The organism is Streptomyces sp. NBC_00344 (genome assembly GCF_036088315.1).
Taxonomy (GTDB): domain Bacteria; phylum Actinomycetota; class Actinomycetes; order Streptomycetales; family Streptomycetaceae; genus Streptomyces.
In genome coordinates, this window is record NZ_CP107996.1 from 4,942,410 (window position 1) to 4,968,499 (window position 26,090).

The window sequence follows — 26,090 nt, forward strand, 5'->3', positions numbered from 1 at the left end:
AGAGGGCGGCCGCCCTCGTTGTTGTGCGGGTGTGTCAGGCGGCGGCGGACTCGTCGCCGCGTGCGGCGGTCAGGCAGCCGTCCGGGGTGCGCGCGACGGTGCCACCGGTGGTGAGGGACTTGACGGCTTTGGACACGGCACCCTTCGACAGGCCCGTGAGTGTCACCAAGTCTTTCTGTCGGACCGGTTCGTCGGCGGTCTCGATGGCCTTGAGTACGCGGGCGGTGGCACCGTCCGTGGCCGGTGCCGTCTCGGGCGCGGTGTCCTTCACGAGGGTGAGCGTCGGGGTGCCCGCGGCTTCCGTTGTCGTCGTCCCCGAACGTGACCAGGGGGTGCGGTCGGGCAGGGCGATGACGACGGCCTTGTCCATGTAGCGGACCTTGACCGGGTCGGGCTTGCGCTTGCCGTCACGGATCAGGGCGACACCGGGGACGGGGAGTTCGTCGGCGGTCCATCCCTTGGCCTGTGCGTCCTCTCCGAGGACGACGCGGGCTTCGGCCGGCGTGCGGACGGCGAGGCAGATGGAGACGCCGATCTGTGGTGCGATCTGCTTGGGGATGCCGTCGCCGATGGTGGGCTTCTGGGTCATCCACCACAGGTCGATGCACGCGGCCCGCCCCATGCGGGCGATGGACTCCAAGGCGGGCAGAGCGGACCGGTTAGCGGTGCGGGTCTTGCCGTCGGTGGTCTCTGTCTCGTAGGGGACCTTGTCGGCGGCGGTCATGACTTCGGCGCCCTCGTCGACGACGACCGTGATCCGGGGCCGGTCCGGGGTGGGGGTCCAGGTGTCCTGTCCCTTGGGCAGGACGGAGAGCCGTTCCAGCATCTCCGTCTCCAGCTCGTCGGTGACGTCGATGACCTCGTACGGGGTGGAGGCGACGCGGGCCCGGTGGTCCCACAGGCGGCCTTCCACGCGCTTGAGGTCGATGATGACCAGCGCGTTGGCCGGGCCCTCGGAGGCGTCGTAGAGGAGCGGGCGGGAGGCGACGGACTTTCCGGCGCCGGAGCGTCCGGCGATCAGGAGCCGTTCCCCGAGAGGCACGGTCACCTGCTCGCCGGTCACGTTGTCGATGCCGAGGGAGCGACGCTCGGGCGTCCACGTCAGGTCGTCACCGTCGGCGGCGCTGCGGGTGCGCAGGATGAGTTCGGCCCACCCGCCCTGCTTGCCTGCCTTGGTCTGGATGCGCAGGCTGGTGCGGGCTCCGAGCAGGGCGCGGATGTGGTCTTCAGCGCTGCGGAGCTTGGTCGCGGTCCATGTCCCTTCGAGGCGGACCGCGCACATGATTCCGGCGTCGGTGAGCTTCGGCCGGCCGGTGAGCGTTCCGGCGAGGCCGCGTTGTTCGGCGTGCTCCTTCCAGTGCTGGGGCTGGAGGCGTTTCAGCAGCGCGGTCTCTTCGGCGGTGGGCTTGAGTCCGGTGGTGTCGCGCCCGCGCACGGCGGCCCAGACCGTCAGGGCGGTGACGGCTGCGACCACGGCGATGGCGGACCACACCCACGCGCGGACGGACACTTGCGGCAGCCACACGTACCCGGCGACCCCGAGGGCGGTGGCGGTCTTCGACGCGAACAGCCACATCGGGTCAGGGACCCGACGCCTGGCCGTGCGCAACTCCCGCTCGGCACGGTGGCGCAGAGGGGTGATGCCCTCGGGGTCTATGGCGCGGGCGGTGGCCAGGGCGCGGCGGGCATCGCGTACGAGGGGCTTGCGGTCGGCGCGCAGAGTGCGGCGGCGGTCTGCTTCCTTGCGCCACCGGTCCGCGCTCCATCGGGCGGCGGTGGCGGTGTACTGGCGGTGTGTACGCCAGACTTGAGACTGACTCACGGGATCTTCTCCAAGGGTTCTGAGTCGGTGAGGGCGGGCCCTGCACGGCCCGCCCTCACGCGGGTGCGTATGTACGTGGAGTGAGGGTGTTTCCGGTTTCCTGGTTTCCCAGGGGCCCCTACGCGTGTGCGCGCGAGGCCGGAAACTCCGGTCACCCTGCGTCGCTACGGGGGTTGTGGCGGCCGTGCGCGGACCGGGGGGTCTCAACCCACCCGGAAGGGGGGTCGGGAGCCCTACGAGCCACCTACGGCCTTTGGGTGTTCAGGGGCGTGGTTACCGGCGGCGCAGAGACTTCGAAGCGGTCTTGGTGCCGGTGCCGTTGACGGACTTCACGACGGTGACCACGCCCCACGCCATGACGGCCGCGAGGAAGGCCAGCAGCGCGAGGTTCGCCGCGATCGCGGTCAGAACACCGACGAGGAGCGGGCCGAAGTACACACCGGCCGCGACCGCGCCCGCACCGACGCCGGAACCGAGCGCGATGCGCTGGACGGTGCGGTCCGGCGGCGCCTGGTGGATGTGCTGCACGATCTGCTGCGGCGCCGCCTGCTGGGGTGCGGGCAGGTGGGTGGCGTCGGCGTAGGTGTAGGTGCCGTCCGGGAGCTGGACGACCGTGACCGCCCTGGGGGCGGGAAGGTGCTGGTCCATGGTTCTCCTTCGATCTAAGCCGCGGGGGCGAACGAGTCGGAGCAGGGCACGCACATGCCGAGCGAGCGCGGGATGCAGTACCCGGCATCACGACGGCACTCAGGGCAGGTCCGGCGGGCCGCCATCGCCCTGGCGAGAGCGGCGGCGCGGCCCGGTGTCATCGGGCGGACGGGCTTGGCCTGGTCGATGCGGTAGAGGTAGGCGACCAGCGGCCCCCGGCGTCGGCGGGGGCGTTCGAGCTGTGCGGCGACGTCCTGACCGCCGGGCCGCAGCCCGAGGGCACGGAGCTGGCGGCGGGTCGCGTAGCCGTCCGGGGCCAGGCGCCACCGATAGGTCGGGATACTCATCAGGCAGCCACCCCCAGTTCGCTGGGATGAGGGGCGCTGCGGGCGAGCTGCACGAGTCGGACCTCTGGGCAGGGCACGGTGGCCGCGCCCCAGTCGTCGGCGATGAAGTCCCGGCCAATGTGCTCGGTGTAGGCGGGCGGGATCGCTTCGGTGAGTTCCTCGTGGACGTCAGTCCAGGTGATGCCCATGGCCTGCTGCATCTCGGTGACGGAGCCCTTGCCGCCGCCTTTGCCGTACGCGGCGATGTAGGGGCCGTCGCGCCAGACGCCGTGCCGCCAGCCCCGCACGGGGCCACGGTGTGGCTTGTGCGGGGCTGGTCGGGGGGCCCAGTACGGTCCGAGTTCGAAGTAGCGGTGGCGGAGGACCGAGAGGCCGAACATCTCCCCGCACAGCAGTAGGTCCTTGCGGAGCTGGGCGCCTTGGACGTTCTCGATGACGTAGGGGACGCCGTACCACTCGCACACCTCCCGCACCTGCGGAATTAGGTCCAGGTGGTCACGTCGGCCCCGGTTGGTTCCCTTGGTCAGTGCACAGGATGCCTGGCAGGGCGGTGAGTAGTGGACCAGGTCGAACTCCTGGCACATCTCCCTCGCCGCGTCCAACGCATGGCCCTCGATGAACCGGAACGGGTAGGCGGGGCGCGGGACGATGTCGACGCCGACCACGTCGAACCCGGCCCGGTAGTAGCCCATCGACGCCCCGCCCGCGCAGCAGAACAGATCAAGGACTCGCGGCCGGCGCATCAGGCCACTGCCTTGGCCGGACCGTCCGCACGCTCGGTCCGCAGGGTCTCGCGCAGCACACGGGCCTTGGCGGCGGAGGTGTGGACGGCCTTGCGGATCCCTTCGGCCGTCAGGTCCCCGATCGGCCAGTCGGAGGTCACCGAGCGTGCCTCGTCCAGCAGTTCACCCGCCGTGCGGACCGGTCGGGGCGTCCGTGCGGCGTCCGGGACGCGGCCGGTCGCCGCACGTGGTCGAGCCGACTCGGCAGCCACCGCCCGCACCGGAACCGGCTCGATCCGCTTCACCAGGTCGACCGGCACGGAAGCCGGAAGGGCAGGCCGCGCAGTGACCGGAGCAACCAGGGCTGGGATCGACTCTCCCAGGTCAGGGGTAGACCGATTTACGGTTGTCTCTGTCGTTTTCGCCGCATTCGCCGGTTCGACCGGTCGGTGATGCAGGACCTTGGCCACGAGGTCGGAGCCGAAGTAGATCGACCCGACCGGCAGCGACGTGGCGAGCAGGACCAGGGCCCAGTTGGCGGGGTCCCAGTCGGCCAGTCGACCCCAGTCGACCGAACCGCCGTGGAGCTCCGGGACGAGGCCGTGCACGTAGTTCAGGACCAGGGAAGCCAGGGTGTAGGCGGCCAGCACCCGCAGCGCGAACCGCCGGGCCTCGTCGGTCAGTACCAGCGTGGCGACCAGCGCCAGCGCCATGAGTCCGTCGACGACGAAAGGGTAGAGCAGGGCGGCGGTCTTGTCCGCGCCGGTCGCGCTGGCCACGTCTCGAAGTGCGTTCCACGAGACGCGAAATGCCATGGCGACGACGACCATCAGGGCAAACACGAGCAGGCCCTTACCGAAGCGGTTCATGCCGCACCGTCCGACTGCACGATGCGGGCGCGGTTCGTCAGGTCCCGGCGGGTGGCCAGCACCCGGTTGCTTGCCCGGCGAACCCGCCGGGCGTCCAGCTCGTTGGCCGGGCGGTCCATGGTCATGATCTGTGCATCCAGCAGCTTGAGTTCCGCCTGAATGAGCGGCATCTCCTGCTCGATCGCGTCCAGCTCAGCAGTGGTCGGCTCGATGTCGAGCGACTCGGCCGTAACAAGGGACTGAAGTGCAGCGATGGTCTTCATGGGTCGTTTTCTCCCTGGTAGGTGGGACGGCCCGAACAGCGGCCCCGGTGTCTCACCACCGGGGCCGCGCGCCGTCTTGGTCGTTCGTGGGCTACGAGCGACCACGGCGACCCGGCACCGCAGCCCGCCGAAGAGGCAGGCCCGAATGCCGGGCACCGTGAACGCTGGTGCTTCGGTTCTCCTGATGTCGCGCGGCGCTGCTTGTTCCGGGGAGGTCCGAGATCCCGGAAGTCGTCGCAGTTTCGAAGGTGTGCCGCGAGGTTCTTAGAGCCGATGGCGTTCCCCGGTCAGGGGGTGTGGGCCCCGGTGTGAAGGGGGCCGTGTCTCGGTCGGCTGGTCTCCACTCGCCTCGGCCGGAACGGTCACGGCCGCCGTGCTGCGGTGGATCACGCTGTTGAGTTTTGGCGTGACGGAATTGGCCCCCTCCGGAGATTCCGGATCGGGCGATGGCCACAACAAGAGACTGGACCGGTGGACCGGTCCAGTCAAGCGATGAATCCGCGCGGCGTCACTCCATCACGAATAAAGGTGCAGGTGGGGAGCGCTTTCAAGGCAACAAAAAAAGCTGAACCGGTGGACCGGTCCAGCCGTCTCTGTTGCTCGTGTTGCGCCTACATGGCGTAGGTGTCCACCTGCTCGAAGTACGAGGACGGCGTGACGCCCTCCTCGCAGACCAGCGGCTTCCCCTGCTCGTCATACGCCGTGTGCAGAAGCACGGCCACCGGTGCCCCCTGCGGCACCTTCAGGCGGTCTGCCTCCGTCTCCGACGCAAGGCGCACGGTGGTGACGTCCACGCCTTCGGCCGGGCCTCGCCCGGTCTGACGTCGGACGTAGCGCGTTGTGCCTTCGGCGATCGGGTTGGTGTCGGCGAGGCGTGGTGATACCTCCGCGACATCCGGGGGGAACCACGCCTCGACGCAGCTATTCGGGGTTCCGTCCGGGAGCTGAAGGACGCGAACGCGCCGCAGCGCCTTAGTCCCGGGGGAGAGGCAGAGGGCGGCGGCGACGTGGGCAGGGGGTTCCGCCCAGTCAGGCGTACCAACGCGCAGGAACGGCATGCCGCCCAGGATGCGCGCCGACCCTGCGCGGCGAGCGCCGGCGGGGCGTGCCACGGGCGTTTCCGTGACGACGAATCCGGTTCCCTGCTTGGCCACGACCACGCCGTCGTTCCGCAGAACATCGACGGCCTTGATGGCGGTAGCCCGTGACACATCCCACTGCTCGGCCAGCTCGCGGCCCGACGGGATCGTCTCCCCGGGAGCGATCTCACCAGCGGCGATGCGGGCGCGCAGGAACTCTGCGATCTCTTCGTACTTCAGGACTGCCATGGTTTCCCCTAATTCCTGCCCTGGACTGGTCCACCGGTACACACGATACTGCGACCATGTCGAATCTCGAATTGGCTCCCTCCGTGATGCGGTTCTATGGCGAGACGGTCAACGAGGACAGCCGCCTGCGCAGCTCGGCAGACGGCCGGATGGAACTGGCCAGGACTCAAGAACTCCTCCGACGCTTTCTGCCCCCCGCGCCGGCGCGTGTGCTCGACGTGGGCGGGGGAACCGGGATTCATGCTGAGTGGCTGGTGAAGGACGGCTACAACGTCGCTCTGGTGGACCCGGTGCCCCGTCACGTTGAGGCCGCGTCGGCGGTGTGCCCAGCGGCCGTAGGGGACGCTCGTGCCCTGTCCGAGCCAGACGACAGCTTCGACGTCGTACAGCTCCTCGGGCCGCTCTACCACCTGCCCGACCCCGCCGACAGGCAACAGGCGCTGGCGGAAGCTTCCCGTGTCGCCAAGCCCGGCGGGCTGGTCGCCGCCGCCGCGATCAATCGCTATGCGTCGCTCTTCGAGCACGTCACGTACGCCCACCTGCACACCGAACGAATCCATGCGTCCGTCTCCAAGATCCTGGAGACGGCTGTCTACGACGGCGTGCGGGGATTCACCCTGTCGTACTTCCACCGAGCCGAAGAGCTCGTGGCGGAACTGGTCGCCGCAGGTCTCCAGGACGTTCAGGTCTTCGGGATCGAGGGACCGGCATGGTCCCTCGTGAAGGCGGCTGAACAGCAGCCGGGCGATGGGCCGACGGATGACCTGATTGCCTCTGCCATGGCGGCGGCGCGGATGGCAGAGCCGTACCCGGAGTTGCTCGCCGCCAGCTCGCACCTGCTTGCCGTCGGCAGGGCGCCTGACGGCAATCAGTGACGGCAACGTGGGCGCACACCACTGCACCGGAGAGCACTTCCACGCACAGCGCAGCGTGACAGAAGCCGCGTTGGCCAAGCTCGTAAGGGCTCCCGGGCGAACTTACAAAGCAGATGTCGGCGGTTCGAAACCGTCCGCGCCCACCAGTGCAAGGGCCCCTCGCCGATCATGGCGAGGGGCCTCAACTCGCCAAGCTCCCGGCCGGCCTGGTCGGGATCGACTGTAAGCGCGCTGTCGAGCAGCGCCCCGTCTCTCTGCCCACGCTGTCGTCACGGCGTTCTGACTGCGCCCGAGGATCCCCGAAACGACCGGGGCGGAACGCCGACTGCGCTGAGAAGCTGGATGCAGTCGACGCCCAAGCGGGGCTAGGGTCGTCTTAGGGGAGGCACCTCAACTCAGGCCCTCAAAATGAGAACGCGCGCTTCCGGCCTCTGTGCAGAGAGCAGTAGCGGCTTTAATCCAGGCAATCCGGTCAACGTTGGCTGCGTTGTTGACACGTGCCGAATTTAGTATGTGAGTGAAATTCATTTCCCCCTTGTTGTGAAATAGGCGAAATTCCTTGAACTCCCATCTCTTGCCTGCAACTTCGTCAAGAGTGCCAAGTGCATGAACGATCACTTCCGGTGTCGAAATCCACGGGTATCCGCACACTGCGAGCCGCGGCCGAGCATTCCTCTCCAGTGCTTCCCACTGGTATCGAACTCGCATAATCCAATTGGCGCGCTCCTTGCGTCCCATCGGTTGGATGGCGGATTTGATGAGGCGGTTCTGTATTTCGGTCTCATTTGCCAAGTCGCGCAGAATTGAAGCAACCTCGGAGATACCATTGGATCCTGTTTCGCACTGCCATGCGTGGGTTTGAGTATCCCGATCAGTCTTATACCGCTCCGTGTCCCTATTCCTCGCCGACCCGTCCGGGTTGCTGAACGCGTTTGCGTTTGTCAGGAGTCTCATACTTCGTTTCATGGATGCCTCGAAGTCGCGGCATAATAGCTCCATGTCTGATCGAACGGTTGCCGGAACGCCAGGCTTGGCTACTGCCAATGTCGAAGATTCGAAATCGACAGCGAACTGAATGGAAATTGCTGTTGCCAGTCTGCGGTCTGCGGCGTCGGACTCCTTTCTTGTGAGCCATCCAAGAAACAAGAGTACGAAGGGGACACCGAAGCATGCGGCGGCCACGCTGGAGGTCATGTTGACAAGAAAAGAAAATTCGCCCCAAAAGTGAGTTAGGTCAAATATAATTCCCGCCGTGAGGAGCGCCCCTCCTGCGATCGGAAGAGTCTTGCCTATGAATCGAACCTCTTTGGATGCAGAGTTCCAGATGGCGGAAATTTGTGAAAGCACAAGCGTCCCTCCAGTAGGTTTCGTTCGGCGCATCGTACTGAGCTTGGACTCGGAGGTGTGACCATGTCGGTGCCCAGACCGGCCGCCAGCGGAGCAGGAACAGCTGTGCAAGTACATCGACGTCACCTTGGGCGACCATGGTGTGGACGTGGCAGCACTAACCGCGAACGGCGGCGTCACCCGTGGGGAGGTCGCTGACACTTGGCGCAACTGGTGATCGTGGACGGGCGGGCGCCGGACGTCGGCCGGCCTCTGACATCCGGTGACATCAACGGCAACGCACGTGGGCGGTGTCAGGCGGGCAGCGGCGGTAGGTCGGTGCCAGCTCGGGGGCCCGGTTGACCCTTCCTGGGCGAACTTACAAAGCAGATGTAGGCGGTTCGAAATCGTCCGCGCCCACCAGTGCAAAGGCCCCCAACTGATCATGGTTGGGGGCCTTTGACATTCAGTTCTGACGTCAGCGGGTGGAGGTTGGTCACCGCTGACCGGAACCGCCTCGTGATGGGCGAAAGATCCTCCTCCTGGGCGTTGGCAGAAACCTTCTCTACGGGTTCAAGAACCCCGCGCATGGCGTGGGCGCAGCCCTGAGCGGCTGCCTCCGCCTTGCTCCGGGCCTTGGCTACGCCGGTCGCGCAACCGGAGCCAGAGATCCTCACCGAGGTAAACGACAGGCACAAGGCATGCCTCCGGCGTGGGCGTTCAGGCTCCGGGCTGGAGTCGGGCGCCGTTCGCGGGTGCCGGCGGGTTGGTGGGAGCGTTGTGGGGCTTCCATCCCGAACGCCTTCGACCGAGGCAGAGCCAAGCAGTGGCAGCCCGAGGTGTGAAGGGCGTTCGTACCGGGGCGCGCTCCACCTTGGCGCCCTGGACCACGCCCGCTCCAGGGTGTGTGGGTCGAAGGCGGACGTGATGGGAGCCGGGGATGCGATGGGTTGGGGTGGATCCGATGTGCGCTATTCACGGGTAGGCAGAGAAGGCGAGCAGCGCTGCTCCGACCCAGGCCAACCAGCTGCATGACGCCAGGGATACGCCATCGCAGAGCAAGGAGCCCACCGCCTGTGACGACTACGCCGCCGACCAGGAGCCACATTCCTTGTAACGCTTCCTTGGGCGCGCTGGGCGGATTGTCCTGGTCGTAGCTGTCGGCCCAGCCAGTCATCCCGTACCGGAACACCAACCAGGCGATGACCATCAGATCGATGATGAGTAGCGCCACGCTGACCCCGACCTGCTCGCCAGTCGACGGCTCACCCCCGGGCCTCATACCCAGCACCGTTCCGTTTGCGCGTGACAGCTTGTTGTTCGCATGCCGTCCAGCATGCTGTCGTGGCAGGCACCACACATGAGCACACCATGTGGATGCGCCGCCCTCATCGCGCCGCCGCAGTCAGCGTGCCACCGGCCGACCAATGTGGAGCAGCCCGCGCGCAAGCCTCATAGGTGCCGAGTGGAATCCGTAGAGGGAGCCCTTGCACCGGACATCAGCGTTTGCCATCAACAGGCGCGAACGACAGCGATCGCCGCCGCACCAGTGCGGACCGCCTGTCCTGAAGCAGGATGATGTGTCAGAGGGAGACGATTCATCGTGATCGACCTGCTGAAGATAAGGCCGCGAACCCAACTTCCGTTTCCTCTTCACCCGCCACGCGAAGTGAAGGCCGGGGCAGCCCGAATGCAGAGGCGGCGGAGTTCATGCCGGAGCGGCTGCCCCCGGCGGGGGGAGCTCAGCCGGAGCGGTAGCCCCCGGCCTGGCGTTACGAGGAGGCTGGCAATATACGGCGGCAGCGAGGCAGTTGAGACCTCCCGTTGACAGGGGCAAAGACATGACGACGCACGCTGCGGAGGCTCAAGAGGACCGGTTGTCCGGTTCGGGGGAGGCGCGGGGGCGCGGTGCTGGGTTGCGAGTCCTGCTGTTCACGGTGACGGCACTCGTTTCCGGGGCCACGGGAGTGGCGGGCACCTTGCTCTACCAGAGAATCACCGCTCCGGACACGTCCGCCGTCGACGCTCAGGCCGCCGAGCTCGCCAAGGACCTGCGTCGCGACCTGAATGCAGGTTTTTGGTCGCCAGGGCACACCTTCGGGGGGCAGTTTACCGAGGGCACGCTCGTCGCCCAGGTCGAGGCACACGGCGGAGCGCTGCTGAGTGCCGGCACGGGGCAGGGGCAGTCCGGCGGTCACAACCACACGGCGAAGGTGATGTTGGGGCTGCTGCCGCCCGGCACGGAGACCGTCGCCGCAGGCGCCTATCCGGTCCGCTGCTACCGCTACACCTACAGTTTCGGCGCAGGTAGCGTGAAACAGTCCACGATGACTTGCCCCGCCTCGCGGACCGATAGCAAGCCCGGCAGCCTCGTGGCGCAGATGGGTGAGCTGCTTGCGCGGCAGCCCACCGGGACTTATGTGTACCGGCAAGTGGCTACCGCGGGATATGCGCATACTCCGCAAGGCGCTGTGGACTTGCTGAAGGACAAGCGGCTCGTATCCGCCCGCGACACCGTGCGCGTGGTCTCCGGCAAGGCTGACGGCGATGACGTCTACGTTCTCGCGGTGCACATCAACGGCGCCTGCCACTACCTGCGCATGGACTCCTCGTCTTCCGCGTCGCGTCTGATACCACTGTGGCTCGCCCCAGCCGATGAGCAGGAGGCTTGTGGCGTGAAGCAGGCAGTGGCCGCCGCTGTCCTGTCCGGGGTTGACCCCGCTAAGGCGGGGTGACAGCGGCGGCCGGCCCCACACAGCGGCTCGCAATCAGCTGCCGGTATCCAGCCCGTTGCGATCCAGGGCTGCTCGGGTCTGGCAGAGCCACTCCGTGCCGAGCCGGCGCCCGTTCGGGAATTGATCTTCTCGATCCCAGCGCCATGCTGTGATCATCGCCAGCACGAGGATCCTGCACGCACGCAGCAATCCTCGGTCGACACCCGGGTAGTGCTCGCTGACGTCATCGGGCGCATGGGCGAGGTCGAATTCGACAGGCCCACGGCAGCACGTCTCGAGGTCTATGAACAGCGGCCCGTTCTTCGTGGTCAGCACGTTGCCGGGGTGCGGCTCGCCGTGCAGGAGCTGCTCGGCTGTGCCGCGCTCAGTGATGGCTCGCCTCACGCTTCGCAAGGTGTTGCCGAGGAGCTCGCGATCCGCGTCGGCGAGCGTCGGCGTACGGTCGCGGCTTGCCACGAGTTGCTGGGCCTGCTCGACTCGATCCGTGAAATGCGGCGTGGGGACATCGAGTGTGCGCATACCGGCATGCAGCCGCTTGAGTGCATTGCCGTAGTCCGCTGGTAAGACCTCATGAGGCGTCGCGGGTTCGTAGTAGGTCCACAGCGTGACCACATAGCCATCCCGCTCGTATACGCCTGGCTCCACTCGAGGGTCAAGAGCGGCCACCGGGCTCCCGGATTCGGCAAGCCGTTGAGCAAGCTCGATCTCGAACTGTGCCACCTGGTGCTCTGCAGGTGCCACGCGGGCCAGGACATCACAAGGCAGCAGACGCAGACTGAGCTTGTTCGAGTCATGAACAACGATGGCGTCGTCGACTGTCAGGTCGAGCGATGAGGCTGCTGACAAGGCCGCAGCTACTGCACGCGGGACCTCTGACGCCTGCATCGTTGCCTGGCCCCCTTTTCGCTCACAGCTGCCGTACTTCCCAAGTGGCGCGACCTCGGGCACCGTACCCCGTTGGGGGCCGGGGCCACCCGGCCGCAGCACTTGCCCGCCTCGTCGGGACAGCAGCGCACTACCGCAGTCTCAAGCAACTGCGGCTGTCCAGGGCGTCCTGACGCACCAGCAGGGCGCGGAGCGGCGTACGGCGGCGGCCATGAGCGCAGCGCAGCGGGAAGGCCCGGAGAGCCATGGCCCGCTGGTTCTCCTGGGCCCGGGCAATACCGAGGGCCCCATCCCCTCGCCGCCCGGCCGCCGCTGGGTGGTCCGGCCCGGCCGGGGCCGCACCTGGGGGACGAACTGCCGGACAGACAGGGCACGGCACCCCCTGGGACCGCAGGCCGCCGATGGGCACGCCCGGGGGGTCCCGCGTGGTCAGCAGAGCGCCCGCACGAGGAGTGTTCCGATCTCGCGGGTGCCCGTCGGAGCTGCCAGTACGCCCGCGGTGGCTGCCGTGAATCCGTGCTCCGTGAGCATGTGCAGCCAGGCCTGCGGCTCGTAGTCCCAGTGCTGCATGACGAGCGGGTCAGCGTCACCGGACCCACCGGATCCACCGGACCCGTAGGACCCATTGGACCCATTGGACCCATCGAATCCATCGGACCGGCCGATGTGTGCGGACCGGCAGCCGTAGTGGTTCCCGACGGGCGGTCGTTGGGAGAACGCGAACACCCCGCCCGGACGCAGCGCCTTGCGGACCGCCGGCAGGAGAACCATCGGGTCGGTGAACCAGGCCGCGCCGAACACCGAGTACACGGCGTCGAAGTCCTCGTCCGTGTTCTCCATGTACGTCACGGCGTCCCCGAGGTTCAGGTCGAGGCCGGCGCCGTTCCAGAGGGCTTGCGCTGCCTTCAGCTGCGCGGGCGAGGCGTCCACGCCGACCGCGCGGGCACCGAGGGCGGCGAGGTGGGCGAGATTGCCGCCCTGTCCGCAGCCGAGGTCGAGGACCGATGAGCCGGGGCCGATGCCGAGAACGTCCGCGCCGGGGCCGTGGTCCGGGTACTGGGTGAAGTCGAACCGGGTGCGCCGGCCTGCGCCATGCGGGGGCCGCTCCGGCCTCTGCCGTGCGTTCGTGTCCCAGGCGGTCGTGTCGACCATCGCGAGTCCTCTCAGGGAATCGGCCGTTCCGGCAAAGCCCGTCCGGCCGACGGCTCATGGGCCGTGCTTGGTTTCTTCATATCGCTGCCGGGGCTGTCGCCGCAGCCTCCGCGGCAATCCCCGCCTTCGTCCGGTGCAGCGGTCTCCGGCCGTGTCTCCGGTTCGATGATGTATCCGGGCGCCGGGGTGGGCGGAGGGTCCGCACCCCGGTGGGAGCCGGACCCGCCTCGGCCCCGTCGTGCCAAGGAATACGGTCACATGGGCGCTGTCATTCAGCGCGGGTGGGAACTCCCGTGGTGGCGCGCGCAAGACGCTGCGCAGCAACCTGGTGCGCGCCGAGAATCCGTACGACGGGACGGCCGCGGGCCGCCGCGCTCCTCACTTCCCGCAACGCCCGCGACCGCGGGATCCGCGACAGCCCCTCAGCTGTACGCCGGTACACGGAGGCATACGAACCCCCCGTCCCCGGCCGGGCCGGCGCGGCACCGGTGACGGCACATGGTGGGAGAGGGGCCGGCCGGGGTTGGAAGAGAAATTCCATCGTGCTTTCCCCGGGCGCCTGTAATGTGAGGCCACAGGTTCTTGCATCTCCCGGTGCGCAGGCTGCGGTTACTTCTTCTGGTGAAATGCCTTCGGGCATGCGGGCTCGATACCCGCAGGACCGCCGCCACTCTGATCTCGGGAGGCACAGCATCGGGGGGTGTCCGGTGCGCAGATCGGGGATACTTCCACTTTCCATGGGGTGGTCGCGGGTTCGAGTCCCGTCGGAGGCTCCGGGCTTCCGTAGCTCAGCGGTAGAGCACCTTGTCTCCCCGGCCGACCTTGATCTCGGGCACCTCCCCTGCTGGGCTTCCCCTCCACGCGAGGGGTTCTCTCATGTCCAGGTTCAACCAGCGCCGTGCCCGGCCGGCTGCCGGCTCCCCGGTGACGTCCGTCGACGAGCGCACAACAACCCATGAGGGCGGCGCGGGGCACCTGCGCGACACCAGGTCGGAGCTCTTCCTCCTCGCTGTGTCCAACTTCGTCGGCGCGAACGCCTTTTACGAGAAGGGTGACGAGCGCGACGAGCGCTACCGGAGCCTGGTCCGCGAGCTCGCCATCGAAGACCCCGCCTGGGTGGCGGGTCTGCTGAAGTGGCTGCGGGGCGAGGGCAACATGCGTAGCGCGGCTCTCGTGGGAGCCGCGGAGTTCACGGCCGAACGGATCGTCCGCGAGGCGCCCGGCTACTCGAGGCAGGTCATCGACTCCGTCCTGCAACGTGCCGACGAGCCCGGTGAGTTCCTCGGCTACTGGACCGGCAACTACGGTCGGGCCCTCCCCAAGCCGGTGAAGCGTGGCCTGGCCGACGCGGCGCGGCGGCTCTACACGGAGCGGTCGCTCCTCAAGTACGACACCGAGTCCAAGGGGTACCGCTTCGGCGATGTCCTGAACCTCGCCCACCCGGCGCCCGCGGCCGACAAGCCGTGGCAGGGGGACCTGTTCGAGCACGCCATCGACCGGCGCAAGAAGCGCGGCGACGAGATACCCGCCCGGTTGCCCCTGCTCCTGGCACGGCAGCGGCTGATGGCGACACCCGTCGAGCAGCGCCGTCACATCCTGGGGACCCAGCCGGAGTTGCTGCGCGCCGCGGGTATGACCTGGGAGGCGCTGGCCGGCTGGCTGCAGGGCCCGATGGATGCCGAGGCGTGGGAAGCCGTCATCCCGTCGATGGGCCTGATGGCGCTGTGCCGGAATCTCCGCAACTTCGACGAGGCCGGGGTCCGCGACGCCGCGGCGGCGCAGGCCGCCGCCCGTATCGCCGATCCGCGAGAGGTGTCGCGGTCTCGCATGCTGCCGTTCAGGTTCTGGGCCGCGTACAAGCATGCCCCGTCCCTGCGCTGGGCTCACGCGCTCGAGCAGGCGCTCGGTCACTCGCTGGCCAATGTGCCCGCGCTGCCGGGCCGGACGCTGATCCTCGTCGACAGGTCCCCTTCGATGTTCCCGGGATACGGCTACTCGACGCCGAACGCGTCGGACATCACTCTTGCGGAACAGGCCGCTGTCTTCGGTTCGGCGCTTGCGGTGCGCGCGGCGAACCCGTCACTCGTCGAGTTCGGTATGTCCAGCCGGCTGATGCATGTTCCCAGGGGCGGCAGCGTGCTGAAGCTGATCGAGAAGTTCGGCCGCATCGCCGGCACCGACATCCCGACGGCGGTGAAGCAGCACTTCGACCGGCACGACCGGATCGTCGTCGTCACCGACGAACAGACCCGGCCGGGATGGCTTCCCTCCAACTGCGCCGATCACGGCGGGATGCGCGAGACGGAGATCGACGAACTCGTCCCGAGGACGGTACCCGTGTACATGTGGAACATGGCCGGGTACCGGGCGGGCGCCATGCCGTCCGGCGGCGGGAACCGGCATGCCATGGGCGGTCTCACCGACCAGGCGTTCCGTACGATCCCGCTCATCGAGGCCGGCCGCGACGCCACCTGGCCCTGGGTGTAGCGGCGTGGCGGCAGGCGCGGTTCACCGCAGGGCGGGCGCGAAGTCCACGTCGGACGCGCGCAGTACGCGGACGGACCGCCCGGGGAAAGCGAGATGCCGGTAGATCTCGTTGTGGTGCGCGATCGACCGGTCCGGCGGGACGTACGCGCTGGAGGCGGGCCTGTGCGATGTGGTGTGCCCGTCGGCGACCAGCACCAGGTCGTACCCGTGGCTCAGCGCCTGCCGCGCCGTGGTCTCCACGCAGATCTCGGTCGCGAAACCGGTGACGATCACCTCGGTGACTCCCAGCGCTTTGAGGGTCCTGTCGAGATCGGTGTCCAGGAAGCTGTCCGCGCTGGTCTTGTGGACGACCTTCTCGCCGGCGGCAGGACCGAGTTCGGGGACCATCCGCCAGCCTTCGCTACCGGTCCTCATCTCGTCGTCGTGGTGCTGGATCGTCACGACCGGAACACCGGCGGATGCGGCGCGCGCCCGGAGCCTGGCGATCACGGCGACGGTCTCGGCGCCCCGGTGGGCGATCGCCACCGGGGTGTTCTGCATGTCTATGACGAGGAGGGCGGAGGTCGTTGGCATCGGCCCACGGTAGCCGCCTCTCTGCGGGGGGCTTGCTCCCTACCGGACCGCGCGCCGGCCCGGACGCCGCCCTGAAAACCCGGGTCCGTGGAGGGGAAGGCCGCCCGTACGTACCGGCACCCGCTCGTACCCGGCACCCGCTCGTACCCGGGCACGCTGGGAGCCGAGAGCGGCCTTCCGTGCCCTGGCCGGGCTCTACCCGGGTTCGGCTGCCCGCCGCTGGCGTACGGGCCGGTCCGCTTTCCGTGCTGTGAAGGCCGCGCGATAGGCCCGCGGGCTGGTGGCCAGACGGGCGGCGAAGTGCTGGCGCATGGTGATCTCACTGCCGAAGCCGGTGCGGCGGGCCACCTCGGGCATCGGCAGATCGGTGTGTTCGAGCAGCTTCTGGGCGGCGGCGATGCGCTGGTCCAGCAGCCAGCGAAGGGGAGTCGTACCGGTGGCCGCCCCGAAGTGACGGGCGAAGGAACGCGCCGACATGCCCGCCAGGGCGGCCAGGCCGCCGACTCCGAGCGGTTCGCCGATATGCCGCAGGGCGTAGGCGCGCACCGAAGCGATGGCGTCGGCGTCCCGGTCGGTGCGCTGCACCGGGTGTTCGATGAACTGGGCCTGCGTACCGGTGCGGAACGGCGCGGTGACCATCGAGCGGGCGATCGTCGCCGCCGCTTCCGCACCGTGGACGGTCCGCACCAGGTGCAGGCAGAGATCGATGCCGGCGGCGGACCCGGCGGCGGTCCAGATGGCGCCGTCCTCGATGAAGAGGGCCTCAGGTTCCACGGTGACGAGGGGGTGCCGGGCGCGGAGGTCTTCGGCCAGATTCCAGTGCGTGACCGCCCGTCGGCCGTCCAGGAGTCCGGCCTGCGCCAGGGTGAAGGCCCCGCCGCACAGTGCGGCGACGGTGGTGCCCCGGCCGTGTGCGCGGCGCAGGGCTTCGAGTACGGGTTCCGGGGCGCGGGTGAGGTGGTCGTCGAGCCCGGGGACCAGGACCAGGTCGGCGCGGGCCAGCCAGTCCAGGGTGCGGTCGGGGGCGAGGGCGAGCCCGCCGCGCATCGGGACGGGTGCGGCATCTGCCGCGACCCGCCGCAGCTCGAAGGCGGGCACCCCGCGGTCGGTGCGGTCCGTGCCCCAGACCTCGTTGATGACGGAGACGTCGAAGGCCCGGATGCCCGGGAAACAGACCAGGGCGATCCGGTGCGGCCGGGGATCGGCAGGGGTACGGGCTGGCACATCGGCAGTAAACCATCGATCGCTGACTTATGTTCCTCTGGGCGCTGCCGGGCCCCGGCACCAGCATGGTGTGCATGGAGATCAAAGAGAACGCGGCGCTGGTCGTGGTGGATGTGCAGCAGGGATTCGAGGACCTGGGCTTCTGGGGGCCGCGCAACAATCCGGATGCCGACGGGAACATCGCATCGCTCATCGACACCTGGCAGGCCACCGGGCGCCCGGTCGTCTTCGTACGGCACGACTCGGCGGGGCCGGACTCGCCACTGCGACCGGGGCACCCGGGGAATGTGTTCAAGGAGTACGTCGAGCAGCGGCGGGGCAAGGGCGCGGGGCCGGAGCTGCTGGTGACCAAGACGGTCAACTCGGCCTTCTACGGGAGCCCTGACCTGGGCGAGTGGCTCGGGGCCCAGGGCATCTCGCAGATCGTGGTGGCCGGGATCCAGACCAATATGTGCGTGGAGACGACGGCTCGGATGGGTGGAAACCTGGGCTATCAGGTGGTGTTCGCGGTGGACGCCACCTACACCTTCGATCTGGAAGGGCCGTTCGGCTGGCGGCGGTCCGCGGACGAACTGGCGCAGGCGTCTGCGGTGTCGCTGCACGGCGGGGGATTCGCGACGGTCGTGACGACCGGGGAAGCGGTGGACGCGGCGGTTCGGCCGGCACCCTAGGGCGGCTGCCGGCCGGTCCGCGGTCCGCCGTGGCGGTGGCCGGGATCCGACGGCCGCAGGCCCCCGGTTTCGCAGCGGTGCCTACGCTGTGCGGACGTGCCCCCCCCGCCGGGCACGGGAGCGTGACGCCGTGAGGGATCGAGGCCGCCGGGACGCGGCCGGACTCCTGGAGAGGACGGGACATGACAGTGTTTCCCGCAGAGCCGAACCGGCCCCGACCACCCACCGGCTGGAAGCGTCTGGTCGCCAGGGCGCCGGTGCATCTGTACCGGGCGGGCCTCGGATCGCTCTTCGGCGGGCGGATGATGCTGCTCATTCACACCGGCCGCACTTCGGGCCTGGCCCGCCGGGTCGTCATCGAGGTGGTGACGCACGCCGCTGCGCCACAGTCCTGGACGGTGGCGTCCGGCTTCGGACCGCAGGCCCAGTGGTACCGGAACCTGCGGCACACCCCGCAGGCCACCATCCGGATCGGCCGTCGATATCACGCCGTCACCGCGCATTTCCTGGCCGGCGCCGAGGGCGGAGAGGTCATGGCACGCTACGCGCCGCTACATCCGCGTGCCGCGAAGGCGCTCTGCCGGTACATGGGTTTCCGGACCGATGGCAGCGTGGCGAGTTTCCGGGCGGCGGGGGAGCGGATCCCGTTCGTGAGGCTGGAGGTCGCGGCACGCTCTCCGAAACGGTGAGCGGGACCGGGCGCCGCGGACGTCCGGTCAGTGATGCCGCCGGCCGGTGCCCGGCAGCCGGGTGGCGATGCCGTCGATCAGGAACGCCAGGCTGAGTTCGAACTGTTCGTCCATGGTGGCTCCCGACGGGGAGCCCATCCACTGCGTCAGGAGCGGATGGCGCCCGCCGGCCGCCGCGAGTTCCCGGGCCGCTGTGATGGCCTCACCGAGCTGCTCCGCGGTGTGCAGCCCGTAGCGGCGCCGCATGGCGAGCTCTTCCGCCTCCTGCTGCGCGCTGCCCAGGACGTGCCGGTCCAGCAGGGCTGCGTAGGTCATGGCCTCGCCGACCGTGGCGCCCTGTCCTACCAGCACCCCCAGCACGAACTCGGTGCGGCGCATCAGGTGCGGTCCCAGGGGCGGGCGGGTGGGTGCGAGCTGGGCGTACCAGAGGTGCCGCTTGACCATCGCCCAGCTCTCCGTGGCCACCGCGCGCAGATCCGCCCGCCAGTCGCCGCCGGGCTCATCGGGCAGCGGGATCTCCGCGGTGACGCTGTCGAGCATCAGGTCGATCAGTCCGTCCTTGCTGAGCACATGGCGGTACAGCGCCATCGGCGTGAAAGGACCGAGCCGCTTGGCGACCGCCGCCATGGTGAGGGCTCCGGTTCCGCCCTCGTCGGCGAGCTCGACGGCGGCCCGCACGATGTCGTCCCGCTCCAGCGGGCTCTGGCGGCGTCTGGTGACCGGTCGGCTCCAGATCAGGGGCGCCGGTGAGCCGCCCGGATTTTCCTTCACGGTGGGAGTTTATTGGTTCAGCTAGAGTATATGTCATATACGTAAGAGTGAGGAGGCCGCATGAGCCGGCCAGCCGCCCCGGACGGGGTCCGTCTGGGAATCGTTCGAGGGATCAGCTATGGAATGTTCGGAGCGCCGGACAGCTTTGTGCCCGAGATGCGCGGGCTCGGTTCCACCCTGGCCCGGGTCTACGTCTACTGGGGCCAGGTCGAGCCCGAGCCCGGCCGCTATGACTGGACGGTCGTGGACGCGATCCTCGGCCAGCTCGATCCGGGCGACGAGGTGTGGGTGACCGTCTGCTCGAGTTCTTCCTGGGCGACCCGGCAGCCGGCCGGCTTCCTGCCCTCGTCGCCCGCCCATGACGTCGGGCAGTACGAGCGCTTCATCGGCGCACTCGTGACACGCTGCCGCGGCCGGGTGGACTACTGGCAGTGCAACAACGAGCCCAGCAACACCGGTCTGTTGTGGGCCGGTACCGCACCGGACTATGTGGAGCAGCTGACAGCCTTCCACCGCAGCGTGCGGGGCGCGGACCCGCAGGCGCGGACCATCCTGGGAGGCTGCGGTCACGACGTGCTCTCCAGCCCGGCCGGCAGCGGGGCCCGGCGGTTCTTCGACCATGTCGTCGAGCACGGCCGGGATGCCTTCGACCTCTTCTCGGTCAACCTGTACGGCGACCCGCACAGCATCCCGGACCAGGTGGACGAGGTGCGCCTGATGATGCGCCGCCACGGCTACGAACGCCCCGTGGTGGCGGGCGAGTACAACGGCCCGACCCTCTTCGAATTCCCTGAGGCGCAGGCCGAGTTCGAGCACGCCATGATGGTGGAGTTCGCCGCCGCGGCCCCTGCAGCCCCCGCCGACCCTGTGGGCGATGCGGACTCCGCGGCCCCCGCGGATTCTGCGGCCCCCGCGGATCCCGGGCGGTCCGCGGGCCGGACCCCGGACGAGAGCCCGGACCGCAGGACGATGCGTACGCTCTACGAGCGGGCCGGCCGACTGCCCCCGCAGCTCCGGATGTTCATGGAGGACTGTCCGCCGGAGCTCGCGGCGAAGCGGGACCGCATCAACTGCCGGCAGATCGTCACCCGCAACGTGCTGGCCATCGCCGCCGGTGTGACCCGTACGGTCTGCTGGAACCTGGCCCCTGAGATCCCCGGCTACCGCGACCGGCTCAACATGATGGGATTCCTCTTCGGCAAGCTGGCGTTGATGGACTACGCCGACGGCGGCCTCACCCGGCGCAACGCATCGGCGGACACCTTCGCCCTGCTGGCCGCCTTCCTCCGGGGCACTTCGGGTGTCCGGTCCCTCGGTACCGGTGACCGCCCCGGTCTGTACGCCTTCGAGGTGTCGCGCGAGGGCCGGGGGCCGTTGCACGTCCTGTGGGCGCGCGGAGACGCCTTCAGCGCGGAGGACGGACCGGCGACGGTCGTCGACTGGCCGTGGCCGCACGGAACAGCCCGTGCCGTCGACGTGTTCGGCGCCGATGTACCCATCGGGACACCTCGGCGCGGCTCGGCCGACACCGGACGGGAGGGCCGCACCGTGCGTGTGCCGTTCTCGGTCACACCGTTGTTCCTCTGCGCGGACGGCTCCGGGCTCCCCGGGTGAAACCGAACATCTGGGTACGGCAGTCTGTGCTGCTGTGTACTCACTTCAGCAGCCGAGGCCGCCCGGGCAGCCGCAGCAGGACCAACAGAGCACCGCGGAAGGCCACATGGTCGTCTGCGGCGACGGCGGTCTCGCTCACCGGCTGGCCGCGGAACTGCGCGGGGTGTACGGGGAGCGAGTGACCCTCGTCGTACCGCCGGCCGGGGGCGCGGGGGCGCCCTCACAGACCCGGGCCGTGCCGGCCGGCCGCGCGTCGGCTCTCTTCGGGAGGATGTCCGCCGTCGTCGCGAGGCCGCAGCCCGGGGACCGCGGCGCGGTCGCCGACCGGCTGCTCGAGGAGACCGATCTCGACGAGGACGCACTGACCAGGGCCGGCGTCGCCCAGGCGTCGGCGCTGGCCCTGGTCCACCAGGACGACGAGGTGAACATCCGGGCCGCACTCGCCGCGCGTCGCCTCAACCCCCGGCTGAGGCTGGTGATCCGGCTCTACAACCGCAAGCTCGGCCAGTATCTGGAGCAGTTGCTCGACCAGGCGGCCGCGGTCGGCGCGCCCGGCCTGGACCACGACCAGGTGGACGCCTCCACGACCGTGCTCTCGGACGCCGACACCGCCGCGCCCTCGCTGGCGGCGACCGCCGTGGCCGGCACCAGCAAGGTGATCAGGGCCGACGGGCTGCTGCTGCGGGCCGTGGAACGGCTGCCCGCGGGACAGGGCCGGACGGCCGGGCCTCAGCTGTGCACCCTCGCGCTCCTCTCGGCCGCACCCGGTGACCCGGCGGCGGCCGGCGGCAGCGGCGGGGCAGGACCGCAACTGCTGCCCGACGAACAGAGCGTCGGGGCGGCCACCGGCCGGGGCACCGTCGTACTGGAGGCCGTCTCCTACACCGGACCCGCCCTGTCACCCGGGAGACTGGCCGGGCGCGGAGCACCGCTGCGGCAGCTCTTCTCCCGCAGGCTGCGCTGGTCGCTCGCCGGTGTCCTCGCCTCGGTGTGCGGACTGGCCTTCGCGTCCTGGCTGACGGCCGGCGGCAACCCGCTGCACGCCGCCTATCTGACGCTGCTCGACCTCTTCGCCATCGGTGATCCTGCCATCGGGGAACCGGCAGGCCGCCAGGTGATCCAGCTGCTGTCCGGGCTGACCGGACTGCTGCTCCTGCCGGTGCTGATCGCCGCAGTGCTGGAGGGGCTCGGGACGTTCCGCACCTCCGCTGCGCTGCGCCGCCCGCCCCGGGGGCTCTCCGGCCATGTCGTCCTGCTCGGCCTCGGCAAGATCGGCTCACGCGTCCTGACGAGCCTGCGCGAGCTGGACATCCCCGTGGTGTGCGTGGAGTCGGACCCCGAAGCACGCGGTATCGCGCTCGCCCGCCGGCTCCGGGTGCCGATCGTGATCGGTGATGTCGCCACCGAGGGGGTGCTCGAGGCGGCCAAGATCGAACGGGCGCACGCGCTCCTCGCGGTCACCAGCGCGGACATCACCAACCTGGAGGCCGCGCTGTACGCCCGTACGGTGCAGCCTGAACTCCAGGTGTCGATGCGGCTGTTCGACGACGAATTCGCCTCCGCCGTCTACCGGACGCTGCGCGCGGCCCACCCACGGGCCGTGACCCGCAGCCGCAGTGTCTCGACGCTCGCAGCACCCGCGTTCGCCGGCGCGATGATGGGGCGTCAGATCCTGGGCGCGATGCCGGTTGAGCGCACGATGCTGCTCTTCGCCGCGGTCGACGTGGCGGGCCATCCACTGCTGGAGGGGCTGACCGTCGAGGAGGTCTTCCGGCCCGGAGCCTGGCGCATCCTCGCGCTGGATCTCGCGGCGCCGGGGGAGCGGCGTCCCGACCTCACGGCGCCGCGTCCTGAAGCCGCGGGGGAGCGGCGCACCGAACTGGTCTGGAATCTGCCACCGGGCTATGTGCTGCGCTCCCAGGACCGGGTCGTCCTCGCGGCGACCCGGCAGGGCCTGGCCGAACTCCTGGCGAGGGGGCCCCGGGCACGGGCCAGGGCGATGCCATGAGCCGCGCCGCCCGTACCCGTACCCGTACCTCTGCCCGTACCTGTACGTGTACCTAGAAGGGCGTCAGGGTCAGCTGAAGTCCGGTGGGCGCGGTGTCCTGGATGTAGGAGGCGAAGTCGGCCACGTCGTCGAAGGCGAATCCGTAGGCCTTGCCGTCCGCTGTCGCCGCGTGGACGGACTTGGCGTAGAGATTGGTGACGTCGCCCCGGTAGAAGGAGGCCGGGTCGGTGGCGGGCTGCGCGGCGCTGCCGGCCAGCGTGGAGCGGTTGAACGCGGCGCCCAGTACGGCGGCGACCGGGCCGGTGGTCCCGTCGTTGGGGGCGGCCAGCCTGCCGTCGCAGAAGAGCACGTCGCGGGTGGTCGGTTTGCCGAAGGAGACCGGGGCCGGCCCCGTGAAGCCGAACGTGCCGCCGCTGACCCGGCCCGTGAAGGTCCCGGCATTGGTGGTGATGGTGAGGTCCCTGCCCGCGTAGGTGCTCCACACCTCGTCGATGTACGGGTCGAAGTAGTCCGCCGCGAAGATACCCGCGTCAAGACCGTGCCCGGGGGCGATGATGCGCAGATCGTCGACGACCAGCGGGGCGAACGCGGGGGACTTCTTGACGGCGGCGAAGGCCTGGGCGCGTCCGCCCTCGCGCAGTGTCCCGGTGGTCGAGTCCCTGGCGCCGGTCAGCCTGATGCTCAGCGGGACACTGAACATGTCGACCATGGTGGTGTTGCAGAACATTCCGGACGCGTTGTGGGTGAACTCCGCGCAGTCGTGCAGCACCGGGTAGCTGGGGTCGGATTTCACCCAGCCCGCCGGGTACTGCAGGGCGGCATTCCCGTTGCCGTCCGCCACGGCCTTGAACTTCAGCTTGTCGCCGAGCGCCACGTAGATGCGCCCCGACATGTACGGCAGTGACAGTGTCGTCGCGCCGCTGCCGGCCAGGGAGATGGCGTAGTCGGTGAAGCCGTCCGGGCCGTTGTCCGACAGGGACACCGGGGACAGGGCGCCGTCCTGGGTGACCCGGACCTGCTTACCGTCCTGATTGCCCACGATGTACAGGTGCACCGACGAATTGGTGTACGAGCCGGTGTTGTTGACGACCTTCAGGGGGAGTGCGCCGGCCGTCCGGGGCGCCGGTCCCGCGCTGCCGGACGTCACCGACGCGAGTGCGTGCGGGGCGACCACGGCGGCAGCCGGACCCGCGACGGCAGCGCCGGCGATCGCGGTGAGCAGCTTCCTGCGGGTGATGGGGCGGTGGTGACGGGGTGCCATGGGGTGGTTCCTTCCGTGCGGGAGTGCGGGAGTGCGGGAGCGGTGCGGCCGGTGAACCGCCCGCGGCCTCCGGAGGGGCGTTACCGCGCCCCGGTACGGGCACGGCCGGACCAGGCGATGAGAGCGCTCTCGAAACCAAGGTGGCTGCTGCCGGCAGAGCTTGATGGTACGCAGAGTGACAGCAGGGGCCAACGGTGAGCGGCCAGCAGGCGGGACCTCTGAGCTGCGGCTTTTTATGAAAGCTGGTTGCATAAAAGTGCCTTAAGCCGCCATTAACCTGCCTGTCCGGAGCCGTCCCGTCACTCGAACGGACGCGCCGCGGTGGCGGCCCTCCGTGGGCGGGCGGAGACTCGGACGCATCCCTGTGCCGCTGACAGGAGCCCGGAATGAGCGACCTGGCCGAACTCGCCGCAGAGGCGTACGTCTACGGCTACCCGCTGGTCTTCGATCTCACGATGGTCCGGCACGCCGTCACGAAGGGCTTCGGCCCCCTGCCGGCGGCGCCCTTCAACGAGTTCGCCCACTCCTCCCGGCTGGCCACCCCTGAGGTGCACTTCGTCTCGGTGAACAACGACACCCTGTACTCCATCGCACAGCTCGACCTCTCCGGGGGGCCGCTGCTGCTGCATGTGCCCGACACGGCCGGCGCGTACTACGTACTGCAGTTCATCGACGTGTGGAGCAACAACTTCGCGTATCTCGGCCGTCGTGCCACCGGCACCGGCGCGGGCACCTGGATGATCGTCCCGCCGGGCTGGTCGGGGGAGGCGTCCGCAACTGTGGACGGGGTGATCGACGCGCCGACCGCGGTGGTCACCGTCGTCGGACGCAACGCCTGTGAGGGGCTGGACGACATTCCCCGAGTGCGGGCGCTCCAGCGGCAGTTCACCCTGGAGCCGCTCGACGGGGAGAGCCACCGCACCGGCCTGCCCGCGCCCGATCCCGGGGTCCCCGCCACACTCCGGTTCTTCGAGCAGCTCAGGGTCTGGATGGCGAGTTTCCCGCCCGCATCGGCCGACCGCGCCTATCAGGACCGCTTCCAGCCGCTGGGGCTGCTCGAGGAGGGCCCCTCGCCCTACGCCGCCGCCGAACCCGGCCTGGCGAGGGCGCTGGCCGAAGGCCAGAAGCGGGGCACCGAACGCGTCGAGAAGGCCTCCCGCGCGCCGGCGGACAGCCGGCAGCAGGGGGCGTGGCAGATGGACCCGCATCTCTTCGACTACAACCTGGACCGGTACGGGGTGGGCACCCATGACTCCGCGGAGTGGAGGATCGCGGACCGGGAGGCGTCCTACACGACAAGGGCGGTGGCCGCGCGTACCGCCCTGTGGGGCAACCACGGCTACGAGGCGGTGTACGCGCACACCTTCCAGGACTCCGACGGTCAGTGGCTCACCGGGGCCAACACCTACAGGCTGCGCTTCGACGTCCCGCCGCCCGTCGACTCGTTCTGGTCCGTGACCATGTACGACACCCCTGACTTCTACCTCACGGACAATCCGGCCGACCGGTACGCGGTGGGGGACCGCACGCCGGGTCTGGTGTACGGCGAGGACGGTTCGCTGACGCTGTACATCCAGCACGAGCGGCCGGCCGACCCCGCGGAGGCCGCCAACTGGCTGCCCGCACCGGAAGGCGCCTTCCGGCCCATGCTGCGGCTCTACACCCCCCGGCAGCCGGTGCTGGACGGGGATTACCGGATCCCGCGTATCGAGGTCCGCGGGACCGGCCGCCCGGGGCCGGCCGGAGGTACTGCCCGGACCTGACGTACGGAGCGACGCTCCGCCTGGACGTGACGCTGCGCCCGGGAGCGACCTGTCGCC

General features: G+C 69.3%; 23 protein-coding genes. 8 read left to right on the forward strand and 15 right to left on the reverse strand.

Going from position 1 to position 26,090, the window contains the following annotated elements:
- Positions 1 to 34 precede the first annotated feature (34 nt).
- From OHS16_RS22255 to OHS16_RS22285, 7 genes are all read right to left on the reverse strand, one after another.
- A complete protein-coding gene (locus OHS16_RS22255; protein ID WP_328538996.1) occupies positions 35 to 1,822 on the reverse strand; it encodes a MarR family transcriptional regulator in 1,788 nt (595 codons plus the stop codon).
- 273 nt (positions 1,823 to 2,095) lie between these two features.
- Positions 2,096 to 2,470: a DUF6251 family protein gene (locus OHS16_RS22260; protein ID WP_328538997.1), complete on the reverse strand. Its 375-nt coding sequence runs from the start codon at positions 2,468 to 2,470 to the stop codon at positions 2,096 to 2,098.
- Between the two features lie 14 nt (positions 2,471 to 2,484).
- Positions 2,485 to 2,817 (reverse strand): RRQRL motif-containing zinc-binding protein, encoded by a 333-nt coding sequence (locus OHS16_RS22265; protein ID WP_328538998.1) that lies wholly within the window; start codon positions 2,815 to 2,817, stop codon positions 2,485 to 2,487.
- Positions 2,817 to 3,560, reverse strand: coding sequence for a DNA methylase (locus OHS16_RS22270; protein WP_328538999.1), 744 nt, complete (start codon positions 3,558 to 3,560; stop codon positions 2,817 to 2,819). Before OHS16_RS22270 ends, OHS16_RS22265 begins: the two co-directional genes overlap by 1 nt.
- A complete protein-coding gene (locus OHS16_RS22275; protein ID WP_328539000.1) occupies positions 3,560 to 4,408 on the reverse strand; it encodes a DUF2637 domain-containing protein in 849 nt (282 codons plus the stop codon). Before OHS16_RS22275 ends, OHS16_RS22270 begins: the two co-directional genes overlap by 1 nt.
- Positions 4,405 to 4,671, reverse strand: a complete 267-nt coding sequence (locus OHS16_RS22280; RefSeq protein WP_328539001.1) for a DUF6284 family protein — start codon at positions 4,669 to 4,671, stop codon at positions 4,405 to 4,407. Before OHS16_RS22280 ends, OHS16_RS22275 begins: the two co-directional genes overlap by 4 nt.
- Positions 4,672 to 5,282: 611 nt before the next feature.
- Positions 5,283 to 5,999, reverse strand: a complete 717-nt coding sequence (locus tag OHS16_RS22285; protein ID WP_328539002.1) for a GntR family transcriptional regulator — start codon at positions 5,997 to 5,999, stop codon at positions 5,283 to 5,285.
- Positions 6,000 to 6,055: 56 nt separating this feature from the next.
- On the opposite strand from OHS16_RS22285, the gene OHS16_RS22290 reads away from it, so the two are divergent.
- Positions 6,056 to 6,874 carry a class I SAM-dependent methyltransferase gene (locus OHS16_RS22290; RefSeq protein WP_328539003.1) on the forward strand — a complete coding sequence of 273 codons (819 nt, stop codon included), beginning with the start codon at positions 6,056 to 6,058 and terminating at the stop codon, positions 6,872 to 6,874.
- Between the two features lie 390 nt (positions 6,875 to 7,264).
- On the opposite strand, the gene OHS16_RS22295 is transcribed toward OHS16_RS22290, so the two are convergent.
- Entirely contained in the window at positions 7,265 to 8,254 is a 990-nt protein-coding gene (locus OHS16_RS22295; RefSeq protein WP_328539004.1) for a hypothetical protein, read from the reverse strand.
- A gap of 619 nt (positions 8,255 to 8,873) precedes the next feature.
- Complete coding sequence (locus OHS16_RS22300; RefSeq protein WP_328539005.1) at positions 8,874 to 9,482, reverse strand: DUF6234 family protein; 609 nt, start codon at positions 9,480 to 9,482, stop codon at positions 8,874 to 8,876.
- 559 nt (positions 9,483 to 10,041) lie between these two features.
- Here OHS16_RS22300 and OHS16_RS22305 point away from each other — a divergent pair.
- The gene (locus tag OHS16_RS22305; protein WP_328539006.1) at positions 10,042 to 10,935 is read left to right on the forward strand and encodes a hypothetical protein; all 894 of its coding nucleotides are present in this window, start codon (positions 10,042 to 10,044) and stop codon (positions 10,933 to 10,935) included.
- A 33-nt stretch (positions 10,936 to 10,968) separates the two neighbouring features.
- On the opposite strand, the gene OHS16_RS22310 is transcribed toward OHS16_RS22305, so the two are convergent.
- Positions 10,969 to 11,820, reverse strand: coding sequence for a phosphotransferase enzyme family protein (locus OHS16_RS22310; RefSeq protein WP_328539007.1), 852 nt, complete (start codon positions 11,818 to 11,820; stop codon positions 10,969 to 10,971).
- 429 nt (positions 11,821 to 12,249) lie between these two features.
- Complete coding sequence (locus tag OHS16_RS22315) at positions 12,250 to 12,972, reverse strand: class I SAM-dependent methyltransferase (protein WP_328539008.1); 723 nt, start codon at positions 12,970 to 12,972, stop codon at positions 12,250 to 12,252.
- Positions 12,973 to 13,848: 876 nt separating this feature from the next.
- On the opposite strand from OHS16_RS22315, the gene OHS16_RS22320 reads away from it, so the two are divergent.
- Positions 13,849 to 15,459: a TROVE domain-containing protein gene (locus OHS16_RS22320; protein WP_328539009.1), complete on the forward strand. Its 1,611-nt coding sequence runs from the start codon at positions 13,849 to 13,851 to the stop codon at positions 15,457 to 15,459.
- Between the two features lie 21 nt (positions 15,460 to 15,480).
- Here OHS16_RS22320 and OHS16_RS22325 read toward each other — a convergent pair whose 3' ends face one another.
- Both OHS16_RS22325 and OHS16_RS22330 read right to left on the reverse strand, forming a co-directional pair.
- Positions 15,481 to 16,032, reverse strand: a complete 552-nt coding sequence (locus OHS16_RS22325; RefSeq protein ID WP_328539010.1) for an isochorismatase family protein — start codon at positions 16,030 to 16,032, stop codon at positions 15,481 to 15,483.
- A 195-nt stretch (positions 16,033 to 16,227) separates the two neighbouring features.
- A complete protein-coding gene (locus tag OHS16_RS22330) occupies positions 16,228 to 17,256 on the reverse strand; it encodes a GlxA family transcriptional regulator (protein WP_328539011.1) in 1,029 nt (342 codons plus the stop codon).
- A gap of 74 nt (positions 17,257 to 17,330) precedes the next feature.
- On the opposite strand from OHS16_RS22330, the gene OHS16_RS22335 reads away from it, so the two are divergent.
- Positions 17,331 to 17,927, forward strand: coding sequence for a cysteine hydrolase family protein (locus OHS16_RS22335; protein ID WP_328539012.1), 597 nt, complete (start codon positions 17,331 to 17,333; stop codon positions 17,925 to 17,927).
- 182 nt (positions 17,928 to 18,109) lie between these two features.
- A complete protein-coding gene (locus tag OHS16_RS22340; protein ID WP_328539013.1) occupies positions 18,110 to 18,616 on the forward strand; it encodes a nitroreductase family deazaflavin-dependent oxidoreductase in 507 nt (168 codons plus the stop codon).
- A gap of 27 nt (positions 18,617 to 18,643) precedes the next feature.
- On the opposite strand, the gene OHS16_RS22345 is transcribed toward OHS16_RS22340, so the two are convergent.
- Positions 18,644 to 19,387 (reverse strand): TetR/AcrR family transcriptional regulator, encoded by a 744-nt coding sequence (locus OHS16_RS22345; RefSeq protein ID WP_328539014.1) that lies wholly within the window; start codon positions 19,385 to 19,387, stop codon positions 18,644 to 18,646.
- A 60-nt stretch (positions 19,388 to 19,447) separates the two neighbouring features.
- Between OHS16_RS22345 and OHS16_RS22350 the strand changes: the two genes are divergently transcribed.
- Positions 19,448 to 21,001: a hypothetical protein gene (locus tag OHS16_RS22350; protein WP_328539015.1), complete on the forward strand. Its 1,554-nt coding sequence runs from the start codon at positions 19,448 to 19,450 to the stop codon at positions 20,999 to 21,001.
- A 106-nt stretch (positions 21,002 to 21,107) separates the two neighbouring features.
- Complete coding sequence (locus OHS16_RS22355) at positions 21,108 to 23,009, forward strand: NAD-binding protein (RefSeq protein WP_328540939.1); 1,902 nt, start codon at positions 21,108 to 21,110, stop codon at positions 23,007 to 23,009.
- A gap of 52 nt (positions 23,010 to 23,061) precedes the next feature.
- On the opposite strand, the gene OHS16_RS22360 is transcribed toward OHS16_RS22355, so the two are convergent.
- Positions 23,062 to 24,270 (reverse strand): beta-1,3-glucanase family protein, encoded by a 1,209-nt coding sequence (locus OHS16_RS22360; protein ID WP_328539016.1) that lies wholly within the window; start codon positions 24,268 to 24,270, stop codon positions 23,062 to 23,064.
- Between the two features lie 386 nt (positions 24,271 to 24,656).
- On the opposite strand from OHS16_RS22360, the gene OHS16_RS22365 reads away from it, so the two are divergent.
- The gene (locus OHS16_RS22365) at positions 24,657 to 26,033 is read left to right on the forward strand and encodes a DUF1254 domain-containing protein (RefSeq protein WP_328539017.1); all 1,377 of its coding nucleotides are present in this window, start codon (positions 24,657 to 24,659) and stop codon (positions 26,031 to 26,033) included.
- Positions 26,034 to 26,090 lie beyond the last annotated feature (57 nt).

Excerpts from the sequence above, each read along its gene's own strand:
- OHS16_RS22295 (WP_328539004.1), bottom strand. The coding sequence starts at position 8,254 with ATGCGCCGAACGAAACCTACTGGAGGGACGCTTGTGCTTTCACAAATT.
- OHS16_RS22305 (WP_328539006.1), top strand. The coding sequence starts at position 10,042 with ATGACGACGCACGCTGCGGAGGCTCAAGAGGACCGGTTGTCCGGTTCG.
- OHS16_RS22355 (WP_328540939.1), top strand. The coding sequence starts at position 21,108 with ATGGTCGTCTGCGGCGACGGCGGTCTCGCTCACCGGCTGGCCGCGGAA.
- OHS16_RS22335 (WP_328539012.1), top strand. The coding sequence starts at position 17,331 with ATGGAGATCAAAGAGAACGCGGCGCTGGTCGTGGTGGATGTGCAGCAG.
- OHS16_RS22260 (WP_328538997.1), bottom strand. The coding sequence starts at position 2,470 with ATGGACCAGCACCTTCCCGCCCCCAGGGCGGTCACGGTCGTCCAGCTC.
- OHS16_RS22315 (WP_328539008.1), bottom strand. The coding sequence starts at position 12,972 with ATGGTCGACACGACCGCCTGGGACACGAACGCACGGCAGAGGCCGGAG.
- OHS16_RS22290 (WP_328539003.1), top strand. The coding sequence starts at position 6,056 with ATGTCGAATCTCGAATTGGCTCCCTCCGTGATGCGGTTCTATGGCGAG.
- OHS16_RS22350 (WP_328539015.1), top strand. The coding sequence starts at position 19,448 with ATGAGCCGGCCAGCCGCCCCGGACGGGGTCCGTCTGGGAATCGTTCGA.
- OHS16_RS22320 (WP_328539009.1), top strand. The coding sequence starts at position 13,849 with ATGTCCAGGTTCAACCAGCGCCGTGCCCGGCCGGCTGCCGGCTCCCCG.
- OHS16_RS22265 (WP_328538998.1), bottom strand. The coding sequence starts at position 2,817 with ATGAGTATCCCGACCTATCGGTGGCGCCTGGCCCCGGACGGCTACGCG.
- OHS16_RS22300 (WP_328539005.1), bottom strand. The coding sequence starts at position 9,482 with ATGAGGCCCGGGGGTGAGCCGTCGACTGGCGAGCAGGTCGGGGTCAGC.
- OHS16_RS22325 (WP_328539010.1), bottom strand. The coding sequence starts at position 16,032 with ATGCCAACGACCTCCGCCCTCCTCGTCATAGACATGCAGAACACCCCG.
- OHS16_RS22340 (WP_328539013.1), top strand. The coding sequence starts at position 18,110 with ATGACAGTGTTTCCCGCAGAGCCGAACCGGCCCCGACCACCCACCGGC.
- OHS16_RS22360 (WP_328539016.1), bottom strand. The coding sequence starts at position 24,270 with ATGGCACCCCGTCACCACCGCCCCATCACCCGCAGGAAGCTGCTCACC.
- OHS16_RS22275 (WP_328539000.1), bottom strand. The coding sequence starts at position 4,408 with ATGAACCGCTTCGGTAAGGGCCTGCTCGTGTTTGCCCTGATGGTCGTC.
- OHS16_RS22270 (WP_328538999.1), bottom strand. The coding sequence starts at position 3,560 with ATGCGCCGGCCGCGAGTCCTTGATCTGTTCTGCTGCGCGGGCGGGGCG.
- OHS16_RS22285 (WP_328539002.1), bottom strand. The coding sequence starts at position 5,999 with ATGGCAGTCCTGAAGTACGAAGAGATCGCAGAGTTCCTGCGCGCCCGC.
- OHS16_RS22280 (WP_328539001.1), bottom strand. The coding sequence starts at position 4,671 with ATGAAGACCATCGCTGCACTTCAGTCCCTTGTTACGGCCGAGTCGCTC.
- OHS16_RS22310 (WP_328539007.1), bottom strand. The coding sequence starts at position 11,820 with ATGCAGGCGTCAGAGGTCCCGCGTGCAGTAGCTGCGGCCTTGTCAGCA.
- OHS16_RS22365 (WP_328539017.1), top strand. The coding sequence starts at position 24,657 with ATGAGCGACCTGGCCGAACTCGCCGCAGAGGCGTACGTCTACGGCTAC.